Annotated in this window: 7 protein-coding genes and 1 tRNA gene; 4 read left to right on the top strand and 4 right to left on the bottom strand. The window is 58.0% G+C overall.

Going from position 1 to position 15,726, the window contains the following annotated elements:
* Window positions 1–9 precede the first annotated feature (9 nt).
* Window positions 10–978, bottom strand: a complete 969-nt coding sequence (locus tag G482_RS17570) for a sensor domain-containing diguanylate cyclase (RefSeq protein WP_051258787.1) — start codon at window positions 976–978, stop codon at window positions 10–12.
* 230 nt (window positions 979–1,208) lie between these two features.
* On the opposite strand from G482_RS17570, the gene G482_RS17565 reads away from it, so the two are divergent.
* Window positions 1,209–1,949 (top strand): HAD family hydrolase, encoded by a 741-nt coding sequence (locus G482_RS17565; protein ID WP_051258786.1) that lies wholly within the window; start codon window positions 1,209–1,211, stop codon window positions 1,947–1,949.
* 60 nt (window positions 1,950–2,009) lie between these two features.
* Here G482_RS17565 and G482_RS0106245 read toward each other — a convergent pair whose 3' ends face one another.
* Window positions 2,010–2,630 carry a hypothetical protein gene (locus tag G482_RS0106245; protein ID WP_028449318.1) on the bottom strand — a complete coding sequence of 207 codons (621 nt, stop codon included), beginning with the start codon at window positions 2,628–2,630 and terminating at the stop codon, window positions 2,010–2,012.
* A gap of 165 nt (window positions 2,631–2,795) precedes the next feature.
* On the opposite strand from G482_RS0106245, the gene G482_RS0106240 reads away from it, so the two are divergent.
* The 3 genes from G482_RS0106240 (at window position 2,796) to G482_RS0106230 (ending at window position 6,628) form a co-directional block, all read left to right on the top strand.
* Window positions 2,796–4,454, top strand: coding sequence for a SulP family inorganic anion transporter (locus G482_RS0106240; RefSeq protein WP_028449317.1), 1,659 nt, complete (start codon window positions 2,796–2,798; stop codon window positions 4,452–4,454).
* A gap of 135 nt (window positions 4,455–4,589) precedes the next feature.
* Window positions 4,590–4,680: transfer RNA gene (locus tag G482_RS0106235), tRNA-Ser, on the top strand.
* 319 nt (window positions 4,681–4,999) lie between these two features.
* Complete coding sequence (locus tag G482_RS0106230; RefSeq protein ID WP_028449316.1) at window positions 5,000–6,628, top strand: methyl-accepting chemotaxis protein; 1,629 nt, start codon at window positions 5,000–5,002, stop codon at window positions 6,626–6,628.
* Between the two features lie 162 nt (window positions 6,629–6,790).
* On the opposite strand, the gene G482_RS0106225 is transcribed toward G482_RS0106230, so the two are convergent.
* Window positions 6,791–8,122, bottom strand: coding sequence for a TolC family outer membrane protein (locus G482_RS0106225; RefSeq protein ID WP_028449315.1), 1,332 nt, complete (start codon window positions 8,120–8,122; stop codon window positions 6,791–6,793).
* Between the two features lie 3 nt (window positions 8,123–8,125).
* Window positions 8,126–15,726 (bottom strand): VCBS domain-containing protein (locus G482_RS17560; protein WP_034619114.1); only part of this gene is annotated, 7,601 nt, incomplete at its 5' end.

Below are 15,726 nucleotides of genomic sequence, written 5' to 3'. Positions count from 1 at the left end.
CTGGATGCATTATTTTTCAGTGATTAGCTGCAAATACGTGGCTGGGTATTTGCCAATTCGACTTGATGGGGTGGCTAAATTAGCGGGGCGGGCCGCCAGCTCGCCGCAGACCCGATTGCGCCCGGCGAGCTTGGCCGCATACAAATGTTGATCGGCAATTGCCAACATGCCTTCGGGCTGCAACCACGGGTTAGGCTGAGTGCAGGCATAGCCAATACTGACCGTGACCGGCCCGCCTTGTGGGCTGCGCAGCGGCAAATGGCCCAGCGAAGTCTGGATGGCCTGCGCGATTTGAATCGCCGTCGGCGCCGGGGTAAAGCCCAGCAAAACCAGAAACTCTTCACCACCATAGCGAATCAGCACATCATCAGCCCGCTGCGCATAAGTGCGCAAGACCTGCGCCACGGCCTGCAAACACTGATCGCCCACTTGATGGCCAAAATGATCGTTGTATTGCTTGAAATGATCGATATCCAGCAGCAGCAACGACATGCAGGCATGGTGCCGCGCATGTTGTTGCCATAGGCGTGGCAGCTCAGTCGTGAGTAGCCGGCGATTGCCCAGCCCCGTGAGTGGGTCATGCAAAGAAAGATGCTCAACCGCAGCCTCAGCCCGTTTGCGCATAGTGATATTGTGATGTGAGATCACCACATGCTGCCCATCGCCACTGCGACTGAGCTGCATCATAAACCAGCGCTCTACCGTGGGGCTGTGGCAGGGATACTCCATCTCCCCGCTCTCCTGCTGACCTTGCAACATGGCCATGATTAAAGCTGCGGCCTGCGTAGCATCGGGATCAGCACTTTGCTGACACACTTGCAGGTAATTGCAGCCGAGCCAATTGTATCCGGCCGGCATGCCGTTTTCTTCGCCAAACAGCTGCCATGCCGCATTGACATACACAATGCGGCCCGCGGCATCAATCACCGCGATCTGGGCTTCCAGTGCATCAAGGATGGTACTGAGCGAAAGTTGCATACACCGGCCTTACGGTTTGGCTACATTCCCACCATAGCCGCTGACCGGGGTTTTGCTAGCGAGGCATTCAAATCGTGCCACAAACGGCGATTAACTCCATTTTTAATGGGGTGTTTGGCTAGAAAAACACGCATCAAAGGACAAAAATCACAGCATCATCGAATTGCAGCATTTGCCGTTTATGCTGCTGGCAACAATTAAATTTTGATGACGCCCGCCCTTGGACGCCCATGTACGCCAGCCACGATAAATTGGTGATCTTTGATGCCGATGGCACGCTGATCGACGCCTTTGATGCCATCGCCCAAACTTTTCGCCTGCGCGGCATGGATATTGGTGATCTGGCGCGGTTTCAAAAGCGTCGTAATCTATTCAAGTATTTTGGCGGCTTGAAAGAGTTTCCCAAAAATCTGGTGCGGCAAAGCACCCCGCAGCAGCGCAAAGAGCTGATTAATACCCTGACTGAAGTCTATCGTGATAGCGCCCAGCTCTACCCTGGCGTAGCGGCGCTGTTACAACAGGCGCTGGACACCCCGGGCTTACGGGTGGGCATGGTGACCCGCAATATCACCCATCAGCCGGAATACACTTTGCAGCGCTTGTTTGCCCGCCATGGCGTGGCGCTGGAGCAGCTGGATTTTCTGGCCTGCATTCCGCTCAAAATGGAAAAAACCTGGCATTTTCGCCGCGCGCGTGAAGACCTGGGCATCAATCCATCGCGGGTCTGGGTCTGCGGCGATGAGCACAAAGACTATCAGGCGGCTCTGGCGGCGGGGCTTAATCCAGTGATCGTCAGTTATGGTTTTGAAGACTATCAGCGCCTGCATCGCAAATATGCGATTCCCGACGAGCAAATCGTTCGCAGCCCGGCGCAGCTCTGTGCGCGCATGAGTCATACCCTTGAGCTGCCAAGCCTGGCACGGCTGGAGCTTGAAATCGATAGCCTTGGTTTATTAAATAGCGCGGTTTAAAGATACCGAGACGGGTATTGCTCGGAGGGTATTGCCTAAATTGAACTTCAAGACCATACCCTAGCCCGCCAGCATGGCCTTGGCTTGCTCGAGGTACAAATCAGCCACTTGCGCCGCTTGGCGCGATTCGCGCAGCGCCATATTCCAGCGCGCCATGGTGGCGCGTAATGCGCGCGGGCAGCTGATGGCTTCTATCTCGCGGATCAGCGGTTTGGCCATCAGTCCTAAGCAGGCGCTGCTGCTATTGATCATCAGTGTTTTGACTTGCGCGAGCTGTTCGGGGGCTGCCTCTAGAGGGGCTTCGAGCGGGCTGGCTTCGGGTTCCGCCACTGGCTCTGCAATCGTGACATTGCTCGGCGTAATTTCGACGCTCGCCGGCGCTTGCCAAGCGGCGACGGCCGCAGCCAACTGGGTTTGTTGCTCGGCGCTATATTTGGGCACCGCTTGCCCCGTTTGGCTCAGCTGCACAATCAGCCCCCGCTCGGCCAATTGGCTGAGCCGTTGCCCGACGGATGGGCTATTGAGCATGCGCATCAAGGAGGCCACATTTTTCTCACCATCGATCAGAATCAGCAAATGCCGCAGCTGAGCCGGTAGATCTTGGCTGCGTTCGCGCAAGGCGGCCTGACCTTCGGCGGTTTTGTTGTAAATGCGGGCTAGATATTCAGGCTGGCGATGCATGGGGCAATCCGTTTCAGGGCAAACAAGCATTCAACAGCAGCATCATAAGGCACTGATATTGCAGGCTAACGAAGTTTTGCCAACGCAAATTGTAAGCTCTTCGATCTAGCGCAAGCTTTGTGCGGGCGAGATTGGCTATGCTGGAGATAGTCGCCGGAGCCCAGCATGCTAAGCCAGTTATTTCAGCCCAAACTTTTATCTAGCCTGCGCGGCTATAGCCGCCAGCAATTCGGGCTGGATCTTGCCGCCGGCCTCACTGTGGGTGTGCTGGCTTTGCCGCTCGCCATGGCCTTTGCCATCGCCAGTGGCTGCAGCCCCAGTAGCGGCATCTGGACGGCCATCGTCGCCGGGTTATTAATCTCGCTGCTGGGAGGCTCGCGTGTGCAAATCGGCGGGCCCACCGGGGCTTTTATTCCGATTGTGTACGGCATCGTCACCGTGCATGGCATGGGGCAATTACAGGCCGCCACCATGCTAGCCGGCGCCATCTTGCTGCTGATGGGGCTGAGCCGGCTGGGGCAACTGATTCGCTTTATCCCGGTGACGGTGGTTATTGGTTTTACCAATGGCATCGCCGTAGTGATTTTCCTAGCCCAGATTAAAGACTTTTTCGGCTTGCCAGTGGCGCAAGTGCCAGCCGAGTTTTTTCAGCGCGCGCAGGTTTTGCTGCAGGCCGCACCGCAGTTTGATCTGGTCACTACCTTGCTAGCCAGCGGCTGTTTGGTTTTTCTACTGCTCTACAATCGCCTTACGCTTTTTCTACCGTGGCTGGCGCGTATTCCGGGGCCACTTACAACGCTCGTGCTCGGTACGCTAGCGGCGATCGTGCTCGATTTACCGGTCGCCACCATCGGCAGCCGCTTTGGCGGGATCAGCGCCGAGCTCCCCGCCCCCGCCTTGCCCAGCATTAGCCTGCATCACATCGGTGCGCTGATTTCCCCCGCCATCACTATTGCCCTGCTTGGTGCGATTGAATCACTGCTGTCGGCCCGAGTGGCCGACGGGCAAATTGATGATCAGCATGACCCCAATCAGGAGTTGATCGCGCAAGGGCTGGCCAATCTATGTGCACCCCTATTTGGCGGGATTGCCGCAACCGGCGCCATTGCCCGCACGTCGACCAATATCCGCTGCGGTGGCCGCACCCCCATTGCCGGTATCGTGCATGCCGTAGTGCTACTCCTGATAGTTGTAGTCGCCGCACCACTGGCCGCTCATGTGCCGTTGGCGGTACTGGCCGCGATTGTGATGGCGGTGGCGCTGCATATGGGCGATTGGGCGGCGTTACGCGAATTACACCGCTATTCGTGGAATTACCGCAGTATTTTGCTCAGCACTTTTATCCTCACGGTGCTGTTTGATCTCACCATTGCGGTCGAGATCGGCATGGTGCTGGCCTGCCTGCTGTTTATCTATCGCATTGCCGATCTCACCCGGCTTGAGCTGCTGACCTTACCAAGCAGTGCTAGCCCCGAAATCAGTGCCTGGCGGCTATCTGGCTCGCTGTTTTTTGGCGCGGTGAACAAAATCGAAGCCCTGATCCAGCCTGGGCTGGCGCAAAAAAAGGTGCTGATTCTTGATCTCTCTCAGCTGTTTCAGCTCGACACCAGTGGGCTGGAAGCGCTACAAAATCTACAGCGGCAACTACACAAGCAAGGCTGCCAGCTGCTGTGCTGCGGGGTACTGCCACAGCCAGCCTCGCTGATGCAACGTTCGGGTTTCACGCAGCAGCTGGGTGCGCAATGGCTTAGCCCCGACTTACACGCAGCCTTAGCCAGTGCAGAACAATATCTCAAGCAGGAGTTGGTAGGTATAGCTTTATAGCCCAATTAATTCGATGAATTGCTTGATATACATGCCGGGGTATATTGCTTTTGCAATAGTACCAACCTAACCATGTCACCACTCGCCCGCTTGTCAGTCCGGCGGCTTTTGCGTATGATGCGCAACTTCCATTGCGGAAAGATGGATGAGTGGTTTAAGTCGCACGCCTGGAAAGCGTGTATAGGTTAATAGCCTATCGGGGGTTCGAATCCCCCTCTTTCCGCCAGTTTTTATAAGCCCTTGATCGATCAGCTAGTGCTGATTGCGCAAGGGTTTTTTTACGTCTTTTAATCGATGCGGCGAGTCTGCCTTATAAAGACGCTGATCACAGCCTGCCCCCTACTCTTAAGAACTGCACCACACTGTCGCCGGCGAAGTAGCCTATGCACGTTAGGCATCCTTTCTTTTAAGCTCGACTGAGCTGTAATTCAAATCACCCATGTCTAGGTAATGTCATATTTCTGAGCGCCAAAGTCATATCAGCAAGCGGCAATGTTATGTAAGTTAAATCCGCGCAATAAAAAACAAAACATAGGAATAATAAAATGCAGTGGATTATGAATTTGGATGTGAAATTTCGCTTATTAATCTTAAGCATTGTGGCCTTACTAGGAATGGCCAGCTTATGCATTTTGCAACTAAATACCCAACACAGACAGCTATTAGAAAGTCGAAAACTACAAATCAGGCATGAGGTTGAAACCGCCAGCAGTCTGATTAAGCACTACCAGCAGCTAAGCCAACAGGGTCTACTGAGCGAAACAGCCGCCAAGCAAGCTGCCGTAGCCGCCTTGCGGCAGGTTCGCTATAACCAGTCTGACTATTTCTTCATTTTTGATACGCAACTGGTATATGTGCTCCAGCCGAGTAAACCTGAGGTCGAGGGGCAATACAAGGGTGATTTGCAAGATACCAATGGCAAATACTTGATTCGGGAAATGCATCAAGTTGCCCGCCAAGGAGGCGGCTATGTTGATTATTTCTTCCCGAAAGCAGGCGCCACTAAGCCAGAGCCCAAACTCTCATATGCCGTTTTAATTGAGGGCTGGAATTGGGTGCTGGGCACGGGAGTATATATTGATGATATTGAACAGGATTTTCAGCAAAGTCTTTGGTTGGGCATCGCCCAATTAATCGGGATGGCGCTACTCATCAGTGCCTTGGCTTGGCTAATTACGCATAGCATCGTGCAGCAACTCGGTGGTGAGCCTAAACAAGCCATCCTGATTATGCAGCGAATTGCGGCTGGCGATTTACAAGCGCGAGTCAATCACGCGCCAGCGGGGAGCTTGTTGGCCACCCTCGATGGTATGGCCAGAGGACTACAACAGATCATCAGCCAGATTCGTCTGGATGCTGATGAGCTCTACCGGCAAGCAGCACATATTGCCGGCGCCAGTCAGCAAATCGCACAAGCAGCGCATAGTCAGGCCGATGCCACAACATCAATGGCTGCGGCGATGGAAGAGCTCACGGTGAGCATCAACCATATCTCCGATCATTCGCAATTAACTCAGTGCACATCGAAGCAGGCCACCGAGCTGGCCGATGCAGGTGTTAATCAGGTATCGGCGGCTTCTCGGGCAATGGAACAAATCGCACACACCGTCACCGGCGCCACTACACAGATTCGTCAGCTGGATAGCAAAGCCAGAGAAATCTCCGGGATTGCGGCGGTGATCAAAGATATCGCCGGACAAACCAATCTCTTAGCACTCAATGCCGCCATTGAGGCTGCACGTGCTGGTGAGCAAGGCCGTGGATTTGCCGTGGTCGCCGATGAAGTGCGAAAACTCGCCGAGCGTACGGCTCACGCCACCGTTGATATTGAACAGATGTTGGCTAGTGTGCAGAGCGAAACTGTCTCAATCGTCAACGTGATGGAAAACGCTTTACCGCAAGTTGTGCAAGGGGTACAGCTCAGTAGCCTAGCAACCAAATCGCTAGAGCAGATCTATGCAGGGGCAAGCGGCACCTTAATTCATCTAAATGAAGTAGCCAATGCAACACGCGAGCAAGGCGTGGCAAGCAATAATATCGCGGCAAGGATTGAGGATATCTCGCAAATGGTCGAAGAAACCACGGCCTCGATCAGCCATACCGCCAACAATGCGGCCCAGGTGGATGAAATTGCGAAAGGATTGAAAGCCAAACTGAGCTGCTTCAAGGTTTAGCCGCTCGACGCATCTGGCTGAAGCCTGTAGACCTCGGTGCGCAGCAGAAGCTGTTGAACTAGGCTGCTGCGGACTTTGCATCACTTGCTAGGGCTTAGGAACATCTGTTTAGCCGTGAGGCTGACCGTGCTTAAATGAGCCCAGCAGCAAATCACATCTACTTTATTGTTTGAGTGTGGTGCTGGGTTGCAGAAAAGCATTGATGGCTTGGACATCCACTTCAGACAATTGCGCCGTCATGGCCTTGAGCTTGAGCCAGGCGAGCAAGGTGTCTGTACTGATGCGTATCAGCTCGCTCTGCGTATTAAAGACTTGGGTTTGAGCGTTGAGCACATCAAGATTAAAGCGCACACCAATGGCAAACGCATCGCGAGTTGTCTGTTCGGCATCACGTGCAGCGCGCAGGGCTAGGCGCAAACTAGCAATTTGTCGCACCCCCTGCGTGAGCTGCCAATAGGCCTGACGGATTTCTAACTCTACACTGCGGCGGGTGTTTTCTAGCGCATGGGTTGCCGCACGCGCGTTGGCTGCCGCTTCGGTGGTTTTGGCAGCCACTTCACCGCCTTGATACAGCGGCACCGACACTTGAATACCGATGCGTTGATTATCAGTCCACTCGCGGAGGCCGCTACTGAGGTCAGAATTACGGCCTGCCGTCGCGATCAGATCCACCGTGGGATAATGTTGCGCCTGTTGCCGCTGAATTTCCCACTCGGCGATCTGCTGATTGAGTTGATCGATTTGTAATTGAAAATTAGCCTGCCCCGCTGCCAGCCATTGCTCCAAGCCCGGCAACTTATCCAGTGGCCATTCAAACCCGGGCCGAATGCCATACAACTGCGGTTCGAATTGCCCGGTGATGTTGGCTAATTTGCGCTGTTTAAGCTGTAGCTCATTTTCGCTACTAATTTGCTGTGTTTGCGCTAACTGCGAGCGGGTTTCGGCATCGAACATATCGGTTTTCACGCCAGTGCCGATGCGAAAAGCTTCCCGCGTGGTGTTGAGTTGCCCATTCACAGCTTGCAGATAGGCTTGGGCTGCGGCTAGCCGCTCTTGGGCCTGTAGTTGCTCAAAATAGGCCTGCGCGGTACGCAAGATCAAATCTTGCCGTGCTGCAGCCAGCGTGAGATCACCCTGATTGGCTTGTAATTCACTTTGCGCAAGTGCAGTCCAATTGCCGACGTGTACAAGGGGCTGGGTTAGATTGAGTGCATATGAATAGCTGCCAAAATGCCGGTCTCGCTCAAAACTACCTTGCTGTTCAATCTTTTGCTGATTGGCAAACGCCCCGCCAGAGAGGCTGAGATTAGGGAGTAAACCCGCGCGAGCCTGAGCCGGTTTGGTTTGCGTCGCTTCTTGGCGTGCCTGTGCTTGCGCAAGCACAGGGTCATTGCGCAAGGCCAGCTGATAGGCTGCATTTAGATCCAGCGCCGTGGCATAGGACGGATAGCCACTCAATACCAGCAACAGCATGCCTAAAGTGGCTCTGCGCATGATTTACACTCCGTGGTGCTGCGGGTCATCCGGCAGCGGTAAGTATTGATGATCATCACTGGGCACCAGCAACGTTGCATGGTCTTCAGATAATGGGGTCATAAGCTGGTCATCCGCGCTGAGCGGTATGGCTGCGGCATGCTCGTGTTGCATGTCTATCGGCTCGACTGGATTGATGGCTACAGTATGGATATCAACCCCGGCATGCTGCAAATATTCGCCCACGCCTTGTGGTATTGCCTCGATATTGGCTGGTGGTGTGTTGTGATCGGCACTGGCTAGCTGCAGATAAACATCTACGCCAGCGTGAACATCGACTGCCGATGTATCCGTATCGGGCGTGTCTTGGGCAAATGCGGCATAGGCATCGGGCGCAGGTGCTGGAGCAGGCGCTGGCGCCGGTGTGGGTAATTGCAACTGACCAAAGGTCCATTGATCGGCCCAGCCGTTCGAGCCAGAACCATCTGAATTATGGATACTGATCGCGTGTGGATCACCGGCATTGTGTAACCACATGCCGGTAGTGGCTAGCCCGCTGTCTTGGTGCACCACAATGGCGTAGCCTTGCTTGTGCCAGCTCATCACATCGTTCATCGACATGGTGGCGGCGTAATCAACCCCAATCGGATCAAAGCTGTGCACGACATGCCCAGCTTGATCAAGCACTTGCACATGCGAGCCCATAATACTTAATTCCAGATTCGCAAACGGTGCGTTATCGCCATGATCTAGCGCAGCGGCCAGTTCACGATACTGATAACCCGCGCCGTGCACCGAAGCAACGATGCCGCTGTAAACATCGCCACCGGCAAATGCAGACTGACTTGGCGTTTGCTGTGGGGTACTGACTTGCGGGCTTTGCCCGGCCTGACCGGTAATCGCGATCTCGATGCTATGCGCCGTACCATCCAGCCCATGCACGCTGAGTTGCTCAGTGAGTTGCTGCTGGTTCGTCAGCTGCTGCACCTGCGTGTTGCTGGCATCCAGCATATAGCTCCATTGCCCATGCGCGTCGATGGCCAACTGCCCGTAGCTGCCGCCCAACTGCTCGGCCTTAAATCCGGCCTGGCCGCTATCAGCGTCGCTAATTTGTAACTGCCCTACCGCGCTAATCGCGCCGCCAGCTTGCAATTGCCCGTGATCGATACCGGTGATCTGGGCTGCATCGTTTTGCCCCGTCAGGTGGATAGTTAGGTTCTGGGTGCTATGCAAGCCATCCCTGTCAGTGACAGTCACCGGAATCACCACATCCTGCGTCTGCCCTGCTGCCAGATGCTGATAGGCCGCATCGCCAGGGTTAAACGTGTATTGGCCGTTAGCCTGCAGACTAAAACCGGCCACGCTCGCCGTGGTGGCAAAGCTGAGTATGTCGCCAGCATCGGGGTCCGTCGCTTGCATCTGGCCATTAAATAGCGGGGCATCCTCCATCATTGCCTGGGCCTGAGCTGACAGGACCGGCGCATCGTTCGCCGGCGTTATGGATAATTGCATGCTGGCATTTACTGGCCGAGCGCCACCGCTGATTTGCAGGGTAATGGGCACCGACTCGGCTGAGACATTGGCCGCCGGAGTGAAAGTCCAGCTGCTATCAGCATTGTGGCTAAAGTGCCCGAAAGCAGGGTCCACCTGAACATCAGCCAGCGCATAACTGTCGCCTGCTGGCAACTGCAGCCCGGACAAGGCCAGCAACCGGGCAGCGCTAAAGGTTTGCGCGGTATCCTCCTGCACGCTTAGGCGCTCGAAACCTAAGCGCAGCACCTGCTCACCAGCAGCGGCGCTGGCATGGCCGGCGGCATCCACCGCATGTGCACTGAGTTGAATCTGCAGAGAGCCCGTGTAATCCTGTGGCGCTCGCACGGCCAGGGCTTGTAGATCCCAGCCCTGAGTGTTGATCACTTGTCCGGCTGTAGCCACCGTGGCGCTGTGCACGCCATCGGTAAGGATAAAACCCACCGGCAAACCCTTCACATCCAAACTCAATTGCTCACCAGGCTGCGGATCGGCCAACTGGTAGTTGCGATCCACATGCAACTGCAGGTCCTGATTCACCATACTGAGCCGCTGGCTGACCAGTTCCAGGTTATCAAGAATGACACGGTGGTTGCCATCAGCAGCCTGGGTGCGCAGCTCCAGACGCGAATCGGTGCCAGTGGCAATCAGATCATAACTGTGGTGGCTCAGCCCCCAGCTCTTGTCAGGTGCGGTGATGGTGTCGATGACCTTACCGTCCCACAGCACCTCGACGGTGGCGCCGGCATAGTTATTGCGCCCGCCCAAATCGAAAGCAAAGTGCAGGCTCTCGCCGGGCGCGGTGCTGACGACGCGGTACAAATTATCCGGATGCCCGGCAGTTGCCACCAGCTCAACAATCTGGTTGCTGCTGCCGCTAGCGCCGCCATAGAGGCGCTCCGCGCCCAGCTCCACGCCGCCGCTGCGGTCGCTTTGCCAGTCCCAGCGACCCGGGTTCACAAACTCGTAACCGGCAGCAGCCACAGCTTGGCTTTCGAAATTAGTATGCACATCGGCCATGCCGATCACCGCCACCGCGCCACCGCCGAACAGGTGCACATTGAGCTGATGGGCCGTGCCGTCCGCACTGTGAACCGTGACGCTGTCCACGAGCTGCTGGCCAGCGGACAGCCCCTGCAGCGAGGACTGGTGGCCATCGGCCTGGTAGTGCCAGCTACCCTGCTCGTCGATAGAGAAATGCCCGTAGCGCCCTTGCAGATGGCCCTCGGCCTTGAAGTGTGCCTGGCCACCATCGGCATCTAGCACCGTCAAATGCCCCTGAGTCTGCAAGTGCGCATTGCCATCGGCCAGCACGCTGCCACTGTCTGCGCCGCCAAGCTGGGCGGCCGTGTTGGCCTGCGAACTACCGCCAGCAACAGGAAGGCCGCAAATCGGCAGACTGCCCATCGGGCTGTCTGCCGGTTTGTAGCGATAGGCGCCCTGGAAGTTCAGCTGCATCTCGTTATCGCCGTCGTGGAAGTAGTAGCTGGCGCTGCCACCCACCTGGCCCTGCAACACCAGCATGGCCCCTGGGTGCGCCTTGAGCTGATTGGCCAGCTCATTCATGGGCACGTAGTAACCCCAGAAGTTGTTGTAGCGGTCAAAGGTATGCAGCACATGGCCGCTGGCATCGACCAGGGTGGGCTTGCCGTTGAACACATTCATGACCACGTTGGTCAAGCCCGCAGAATCGCCGGCCGCAACACGATCGGCAATAACGTGGTAGCCGCGCGTATCGCCGCCGCTCTGAGCCCGGAGGTTGCGGGCTATCTCGGGCCAGAGGTCGGGCTTCTCGTCCGCACCGTGAACCGTGATGTTGATGCTGTGTGCCGTGCCATCCACGCTCTTGATGACGAAGGTCTCCAGCCCGGACTGGCCTTTGTTCAGCGCATTCAGCGCGGCGCTGTTGTTGTTGGCGGTGTAGGTCCACTGACCATCGGCTTCCAGCGACAGCTGCCCGTACTGGCCCGCCACCTGGTGCACCGCGCTGAAGGCGGATTGCCCGGCATTGGGATCCTGAATGCTGAGTTTGCCATGGGTCTGGATCATGCCGGCGCCGGTGACATGGGCATCCTCGGTGACGCTGCCGGTATCGACCCCGGCAATGAGCGCGTTTTCCGCCGTGCCGAAGATACTCAGATTAATGGTGTGCTCGGTACCGTCTACACTGCGCACGGTGACGGTTTCGCTGAGCTCCGCTGGTAGCGGAGCGATATGCCAGCTCAGCGCCAGGTGCTGGGCGCTGTTCGCCGGGTTGGCCAGATCCGTGGCCGCACTCTGCGGTAGCGCATGCAGATCGGCCGCATCGCCACGGTCATGCACGAACACCTGCACATCGCTCTGCATGCCCTGCAGATGCAGCTCATAGCCCTTGCCCTGGTGCAGCCAACTGAGCAATTCGTCCACACCGATGGTCGAACGGCCATTGGCATCCATCGCATAGACCACCGGCTGGGTACCGGCCGGGCCGCTGAGCACGATGGCCGCGCCCTGGATGCTCAGGTCCAGCACGCCAGCCACGGCACCGGGCTGCCCCTGTGACAGCGCCTGGGCCACGGCCTTGAACCCAGCCTCCTGGGATTGCGCCAGGGTCTGCGCCAGCGCCTGAGACACATCGGCCGTCTCGCCGGGCGTGCCACCGGGCTGCAGCGCCTGGATATCAGCGCGACTGTTGTCCACCGTATAGGTCCAGTGGCCGTCCGCCGCCAGGCTGAAATGGCCGTACTGGGTGGCGATATCGTTCTGCGCCACGAAGGCGGCCTGGCCAGCGTCGGCATCCGTCACCGTCAGTTGGCCCTTGGCCACAATGGTGCCGGCCGACGTGACGTGATGGTCCTCGACCACCGTGCCGCTGTCGGTGCCGGCAATCACCGCGCCGTCGTTCTGGCCGTGGATGGTGACGTTCACCTCATGCGCGGTGCCGTCCGCGCTGTGCACGGTGATGGTATCAACCAAGGTCTGGCCATCGGTGAGCTGCTGCACCTCGGTACGGCTGTTATCGAGCTGGTAGACCCAGTCGCCGTTGGCATCAATGCTGAAGCGGCCGTAATGGGTGGCGGTGCCAGTCTGCGGCTGCATGCTGGACTGACCGGCGTCGGCGTCCTTGACCTCGATAAAGCCGGTGACCAGCAGGCCGCTATCCTCCACCACATGGCCGCCGTCGAAGAGTTCGGGCGCCATCGCAGGCGGCATGGCCACCGCCCCCTGTACCGCCGCGCCGCCACTGGCGGCGGCCACCTCATGCATCACCGGATAGAGCGCCGAAGCCCTCTCCTCTGGATGCAGCAGCAGGCTGGTGTAGGGGTAGTGCCCGGACAAGCCACCAGGGTTGTTGGTGTTGTGAGCCGAGACCAGCACCGCTGAGGCCGTATTGTCGGTGAACACCACCTGGTAGCCCGGGCCTTTGGCGTGCCAGTTGATGATGTCCATGATCGGCACATCCGTGCGCCCCGCGTAAGTGAGGTACTGTTTATCCACGTGACCGTCCGGGCCAATCAGAGCCACACCGGCACCGTTGATGCGCACCTGAGCCCGGTCAAAGGGAGCCGGGTCCCGGCCAGTCAGGATCATGTCCGACAGGTACTGGTAGTACGGATCGGCGTTCGACAAGGCGTGGCCGATCATCTCGAACATATCGTCCGAGCGCACCGGGCCGGCATGGGGCACGAAGACAGGCGCATCGTCCACGCCCTGGATGGTGATTTCGATGTCGTGCGCGGTGCCGTCTGCACTGTGCACGGTGAAGCGGTCGGTCAGATGCTCGCCATTCTTGAGTTTCTGGATCGCCTCCAGCGCGTTGTCCGCCGTGTAGAGCCAATTCCCCTGTTGGTCGATGGTGTAGCGGCCATAGGCGGTGGCCACGGCATTTTCCGGCTGGAACTTGGCTTGGCCATCATCCGGATCATGAATGGTCAGCGCTCCCTGAAACTCCAGCCTACCCGCCGCATTGACCTGGAAGTCCTCCATCACCGCGCCGTAATCGCGGCCGGCGATCACCGCACCGTCATTGGTGCCGCCAAGGATGATGGTCAGATTGGCACTGCTGGTGGCCCCGGCGCTGTCGGTGACCGTCACCGGAATAACCAGGTGTTCGGTGTGTCCTGCGGCGATATGCTGGTAGCTGGGATGGCGCGGGTCGAAGCTGTAGCTGCCGTCGGCATTCAGCGTCAGACCATCGACAGGGTGCGCCAGGCTGTAGCTGAGGGTGTCGCTGGTATCCACATCGCTGGCATGCAGCTGGCCGTGGAACACAGGGTCGCCGTCATGGGTAACTGCCGTCGCCGCCGCCAGCACCGGCGCGTCATTGACCGGGGTGATGCTCAGTTGCAGCGCAGCACTAACCGGCTGGCTACCACCGCTGACGGTCACGGTGAACGGCACCTGGTCGGCATTGACATTGGCCGCCGGTGTGAAGGTCCAGCTGCCGTCGGCGTTGTGGCTGAAGTGGCCGTAAGTCGGATCGACCTGCACATCGCTGAGGCTCAGGTTCTCGCCTGTGACCGGCATAACGCCAGACAGTGCCAGCAGCTTGGCTTCGCTGAAGGTCTGCGGCGTATCCTCAGGCACGACCAAGCGCTCGAACGACAGGCGCAAAGACTGCTCAACCGGCGTGGACCACTGCTGGCTGGCGGTTTCCTGGGCGTAGGCCAACACGCGCAGCGTCAGGTCACCAGCAAAGCCTTGCGGTGGGCGCACCGCCAAAACATCCTGATTCCAACCGGCCGTCTCGACCAGCTGACCGGCCGTGCTGATGGTAACGCTGTGTACCCCGTCGGTCAGAGTGAAGCCCAGCGGCAGGCCGCCCACCACAAAGGCCAGCACCTCGCTGCCGTCGGTATCCGTCAGGTGGGCCATTTCGGGCAGCCCAAGACGTAGTTCGTGGTCGACCAAGGCGCTTAGCGGTGCTGGCCCCACAGCCAGATTGTCTAAGATTGCGCATGCATTACTTGCGCCAGTGGCCCGTAGCTCCAGCCGGGAAATGCCGCCACTGGCCAGGAGATCGTAGCTGTGGTGTTCCAGATGGAAGACCCCGTTGGAAGGCGTCAGGGTATCGATCACCTTGCCCTCCCACACCAACTCCAAGGCTGCGGACGCCATGCCGGGACGCCCAGCCAGATCAAAGTCAAACTGCAGGCGCTGTCCGGCCGTGGTCGTGATGTCGCGGTACAGCACACCCGATGAGCCGGCCATCAGCTGAACCACCTGGTTGTTGGGATCCAGCCCCTGGTACATGGTATCAAGCCCCAGCTCTACTCCCGCGGCTTGTCCGGCCTGCCAGCCCTCGCTGACGGGGTCAATCATGGATCGGCCAAGGCCACCCACGCGGATACTCTGGAAATCGGCGGTCTGTGTCGCGCCGGTCTGGAAGATCGGCGTATCGGCCACCGGCGTGATGTCCAGCTGGCCGAAGGCCGTCTGGGTTAAGCCGCCGCTACTCACATCGAAGCGCAGCTCTACATCCTGACCGCTGAAGTTGGCAGCCGGGGTGAAGGTGTAGCCATGCGCGGCATCGCCACTGAACGTGCCATGTGCTGAACTCAGTGAGCCAGCAACGATGTGCAGACTGCTGCCGTCGCCGCCATCGCTAGCTCCAACGGCTTGCAGCAGTTCCGCCTCGGTAAAGAGGCGTGGCGTGTCCTCCGCCAAAGTGCCCAGATCCGCAGCCGTCGCGGCCGTGCCGGCCATCACCTGCGGGCCATCGGCGGTGCCGGTGACGGTGATGGTGAGGTTTTGCGTGCTGGTCGCACCCGCACTATCGGTCACCGTGATCGGGATGATCACATCCTGCGTCTGCCCGGCAGCCAGATGCTGATAACTGGCGTGGCTTGGATCGAAGTTGTAGCTGCCATCGGCATTCAGCGTGAAACCATCAACCGCGTTGGCGAGACTGAAGGTTTGCGTATCGCCGGTATCGACATCGGTCGCGACCATCTGGCCGGTGAGCTGCGCACCGTCTTCGGTCACGGCTTGCGTTTGTGCTTGCAGCACCGGCGCGTCGTTGCTGCCGGTGATCGTAACGGTAATGGTGTGGCTGGTGCCATCGGCACTGCTGACGGTGATGCTATCTGTGAGCGTGGCAGCCGCTTTGAGTTGCT

The organism is Chitinibacter tainanensis DSM 15459, from assembly GCF_000429785.1.
GTDB classification, from domain to species: domain Bacteria; phylum Pseudomonadota; class Gammaproteobacteria; order Burkholderiales; family Chitinibacteraceae; genus Chitinibacter; species Chitinibacter tainanensis.
The sequence above is the reverse complement of the archived record's forward strand: the minus strand, read 5'-3'. Positions and strand labels throughout refer to the sequence as shown.